Source organism: Deltaproteobacteria bacterium, assembly GCA_009929795.1.
Lineage (GTDB): Bacteria > Desulfobacterota > Desulfovibrionia > Desulfovibrionales > Desulfomicrobiaceae > RZZR01.
Window position 1 is genome coordinate 1 of the sequence record RZZR01000169.1, and the last position, 4665, is coordinate 4665.

Below are 4665 nucleotides of genomic sequence, written 5' to 3' on the forward strand. Positions count from 1 at the left end.
CGCTCGGCCAGGGCGGCCAAAAAAGCCGGAGCCATCGACCGAATGGCCCTGGCCACGTCCGGGCCTTGGACTCGTTCCGAAGCTGGACGATTTTCGGCCCGGGCCAAGGTCACGATTGCCCCTAAAAGATTCGATCGCCCGATGGGCTTGGACAGAATGGCCTCGAACAGACGGGCGTCCTCGGAAGCTAGTGCCCCCATGTCCTGGGCAGAAAGAAGGACGAGCGGAGTCCTGGCCCGACCCGTCTCGGCCTCCAGGGCCCGAATCTTCCGGGCCGCTCCAAGGCCGTCCAGGACCGGCATCTGGAGATCGAGGACCACAACGTCGAAATCGTTCCGGCTGAAGGCCTCCACGGCCCGAAGACCGTCGCGGGCGTATTCAGCGCCGATGTCGGTCCCGGCCAAAAAAAACCGATACAGCTCCTCGTTGTGGATGTTGTCCTCGGCCACCAGAATCTTCAGGGGGCGATCCGTCCGCACGGGTCGGTCCTTCGGAGTTTCCTGCGGGCAGTCTTCGTCCCGGGCCCGATCCATTGGCAGAATGACCGTGAACGTACTGCCCTTTCCCGTCTCGCTCTCAACCGTGACCGTTCCGCCCATCATCTCGGTCAGGGCCTTGACGATGCTCAGCCCCAGGCCAGAACCCCCGGGAGAGATGGTCGCCGTGCCCGGCATTTGCCGGAAGCTCTCGAAGAGCCGGGCCCGCTCTGCCTCGGGAATGCCCAGCCCAGTGTCCTGGACTCTGTTCTGGATGACTATTCGCTCGCCTTCCTCCCGGACCAAATCTACCCGGACCGAGACTTGGCCACAAGTCGTGAACTTCAAGGCGTTGGAGACCAGATTGCCCAGAATCTGCTGATAGCGGCACCTGTCGCCACAAAGGCAGACCGGAACCTCGTCGGCCACCTCGACATCGAATGACAGCCCCTTGTCCTCGGCCAGGCCGGCATACATGATTCGCACCCCTTCCAGGACCTCCCGAGGACGGAACGGCTTCGGCTCCAGGATCAGCTTTCCCTCTTCCAATCTTGTGTGGTCTAGGATGTCAGTCACCAGGTCTTGAAGCAGCTCGCCGGCCTTTCCAAGACCCCGGACCAGCCGCTCCTGACCGTCGTCCAGGGCGGTCCTCCTGAGTAGATCCGTCAGCCCGAGAACGGAATGGAGCGGGGTCCGGATCTCGTGGCTCATCTGGGCCAGAAACCGGCTCTTGAAGTCCGTGGCCCTTTCGGCCCGGTTCTTGGCCTCGCGCAAGCTGGCCGTCCGGGCCTCAACCAGGGCCTCCAGATTGGACCGCTGTTCCTCCAGCTCCCGATTCTTGGCCTCCACCAGGGCCAGGTTCCGTCGGTAGAACCGCCGGGTGATGAAAATGAAAGGGACCACGAACAGGGCCATGGCTACAGCCACGGCCAACACGATCACCAGATAGCGCCGGAAAAGATTCCGGACCTCGGTGGTCTCCACGTCTGCGCAGGTCAGATATCGGACTCCTCCGGGACTGGTTCCGGGCAGGCAGCAGGTCCTGAAATCTCCCCACTGGTCCGTGTAGCTCAGAAAAACCGGCCTCATGTCCCTCAAACCCCGGACGAACTCCGGGGGGGCGTCGTCATACGGATGAAAATACCAGGATTCTTTTTCCAGAGCCTCCTCCGCGGTCACCGTCGGGGCCGTGAAGAAAAAATCATCACCATTTGCAGTCAAGGTATAGACGTAGGCCAGTCCGTTGTTCTCGGCGAACCGGTTGAAGCGATCCCGATTGGCCATTTCCTCATCCGGGCCGATGTCCCCGGGGCCTCGGGCCCGGTCGTGAAAATCGCGGGCCAGCATGTTCGGCAGGGCCGAGGCCGCCGCCCGCAGGCGGACGTCGACCAGTTCCAAAACCCGCCGACGCTCCTCCAGCCCCCAGACCAAGGTCAGACCGACCACGAAAGCTAGGTACACGCCCAGAAGCAGAAGATATTTGGCTGCAGAGCTTCCGGGACGAATCACCTGCCGACCCGCTGGATGATCGTGTGCAGCTCGCTCCAGTCGAAGGGCTTCTGCAGGACGTGGTCAGCCCCCAGAAGACTGGCCGAATCAAGGAAATTTCTGTTGATGCTTTTGCCCCCGGCCGACATAGCCACCACTCCCCGGACCGACGATGTTTTGCGCAGGGCCATGATCAGCTCGATGCCGTCGAAATCGGGCATGAAAATGTCCGTGATCACCACGTCGAATTCCTCGATTTCCAGCAGGCTCATGGCCTTGCGGCCACTTGACACGGTGCGCACCTCGTGCCCGTACTCCTGTCCGAGAATACGGGCCATGAGTTCCAGAAAAAGCTCGTCGTCGTCCACGACAAGGACCTTGACCGGGGTTTCAGTCTCGCTGTTCATGCCGTTCGTCCTGGTTCGATTGTATGTCGGAAAACGAAAAAAACCTTTGTTCACGACTATAGATGGAAACATTGGCTCCGACAAGGGCATTCGGCCATTGTCATCCGAAAAGAGCGATCACAGCCGCGCCCAGGGCCATGAGCCCGGCCCCGGCCAAGCGAACGGGCATTCGACCCTCCCTGAAAATCAGCCCGCCGTAGATAACTCCGAACAGGCCGTTCAGTCGTTTGACCGCCACCATGTAGGCCGTGGTCACCAGGGACACGGCCGTGAAATGGCAGAGCAGATGGGCCAGCTGGAGGGCCCCGACCATGAGGCCCGGACCCGGCCGGACAAACAGGTCCCGGCATCGGATTCGGCCAACGGTCAGGGCCAGGGTTAGAACCGTCACATGCAGAGCCAGGCCGAAGAAAATGGCCGCGGCCAAGGGATCGGACTGGAGGACGATCTTCTTGCCCAGAACGGCCGTCAGGCCATAGATCATGGCCGCCCCGAGCATGAGGCGGGAACCCCGCTCCCGAAACATGGCCCGGAAGGGCCCAAGACTGAATCTGCCGCCGTCAGGGGCCGTCCCCAGATTCAAGACGTAGCTTCCGACGATGAGAACGGCGATGCCGGCCACTCCTCCGGCCGAGGGCGTCTCGCCTAAAATGACGTAGGCGATGCCCAGGGCAAAGGCCGGGGTGGCCGCCAGATAGGGCATGGTCAGAGACAGGGGGGAGATGTTGATGGCCGTGATGTGCAGGATCGTGCCCAGGGCGTTGACCGGGATAAGCACGGCCATGGTCGCCCAAAAATCATTCCCGGGCGGAGACAGATCGAGCAGAATCAAGGCCGCCAGCAGAAACGGCAGGCTGTAGGCGGACAGGACCCCGTTCATGCCCATGGGGGATCGATCCCCGAAGCGGCGCTTGAGATAGGCCGCCTCAGTAGCCGAAAAAAAGGCCGCCAGAATGGAAAGCGAGAACCAAAGCATGAAAGGATCAGCGGACGGTCAGAAGAGCCTCGGCCAGCTCTGAGAACCCGGCCCCGCCCCGGGACGGGGTGACAAAGGCCGGTTCGGCCTCCAGGCGATCTCGCATGTCCAGGACGTTGGCTACGCCCACGGCCAGAGGAAAAAAGGCGAACATGGGCGAGTCGTTGGGCGAGTCTCCGGCAAAGACCACCCGGTCGCGGACAAGGTCCAGGTCGAGGCCGTATTCCCGGGCAAACAAGGTCCGAGTCATGGACAGCTTGTCAAAGTCCCCGAACCAGCCGTTGACGTGAATGGAACTGATCTTGGCCCTGGCCCCGGCCGCCTCGAACAGGGCACGAATGCGCTCGGCCTCGGCCATGGGCAGGGGAGGGACATCTTCGCAGAAATCGATGGCCAGGTCCGTGTCCCGGTAGGCTTGATCCGCGGAAACGGCCGAACCCGGCACCCGGACCGGAATCTCCCGGGCCAGCGTCTGCAGCCTGACCCTGTCCTCTCTCCTCTGGGCCTCGGTCCGGCTGAAATGACGGATCATTCGTCTGGACCCGGCATCGTAGCGGAAATACAGGGCCCCGTTCTCGCCGACCACCGCGCCCACCGGCCACATCCGGGCGATATGGTCGCACCACCCGGCCGGCCTTCCGGTCACGGGTACGACGGTGACTCCCGCCTCGGTCAAACGTTCAAGGGCCGTATAGGCCCCGGCCCCCAGCCGCCCGTGGTCCGTCAGGGTGTCGTCGATGTCCGTCAGGACATGGGTCACTCCCCGGAGGGCCTGTCGGGGCATCTCCGGCAGGGGACGCATGGTCGAATCCATGGTCAAATGATCCTGGCCCGGATCTTGGTCACCAGGATCTCGGCCAGAACCACCACGGCGAAAATGGCCAGAAGGATGACCGAGACCTGCTGCCAGCGGAACAAATTCATGGCCGTGTCCAGGGCCATGCCGATGCCCCCGGCGCCCACCAGGCCGATGACAGCCGACTCGCGGACGTTGATGTCCCAGCGAAACAGCATGATGCCCCAAAAAGCCGGGGCTACCTGGGGCCAATAGCCCTTGAGGAGGATGCTCGGCCAGGGCGCTCCGGCGGCCTTCAAGGCCTCGATGGGCCCTGAACTGCATTCCTCCAGGGCCTCGGCCAGGAGCTTGCCACAGAATCCGATGGACCTGAAGGCGATGGCCACGGTCCCGGCGAGGGCCCCGGGTCCGAACACGGCCACGAACAGGATGGCCCAGACCAGGGTGTTTACCGACCGGGAAGAGACCAGGATCAAACGGGCCAGCCAGTTCAGAATTCCGGAACGGGTGATGTTGGAGGCC

At 62.7% G+C, this 4665-nt stretch carries 5 protein-coding genes; all 5 read right to left on the minus strand.

What is annotated here, in order from left to right:
* Positions 1 to 1985 (minus strand): response regulator (locus tag EOM25_12330; GenBank protein ID NCC25959.1); only part of this gene is annotated, 1985 nt, incomplete at its 3' end.
* Positions 1982 to 2461, minus strand: a complete 480-nt coding sequence (locus EOM25_12335; protein NCC25960.1) for a response regulator — start codon at positions 2459 to 2461, stop codon at positions 1982 to 1984. The genes EOM25_12335 and EOM25_12330, both read right to left, overlap by 4 nt.
* 10 nt (positions 2462 to 2471) lie before the next feature.
* Positions 2472 to 3347: an EamA family transporter gene (locus tag EOM25_12340; protein ID NCC25961.1), complete on the minus strand. Its 876-nt coding sequence runs from the start codon at positions 3345 to 3347 to the stop codon at positions 2472 to 2474.
* A gap of 7 nt (positions 3348 to 3354) precedes the next feature.
* On the minus strand, positions 3355 to 4149 hold the full coding sequence (locus tag EOM25_12345; GenBank protein NCC25962.1) for an HAD-IIB family hydrolase: 795 nt from the start codon (positions 4147 to 4149) through the stop codon (positions 3355 to 3357).
* A 14-nt stretch (positions 4150 to 4163) separates the two neighbouring features.
* On the minus strand, positions 4164 to 4665 hold a 502-nt coding region (locus EOM25_12350), incomplete at its 5' end, for a phosphate/phosphonate ABC transporter permease (GenBank protein ID NCC25963.1).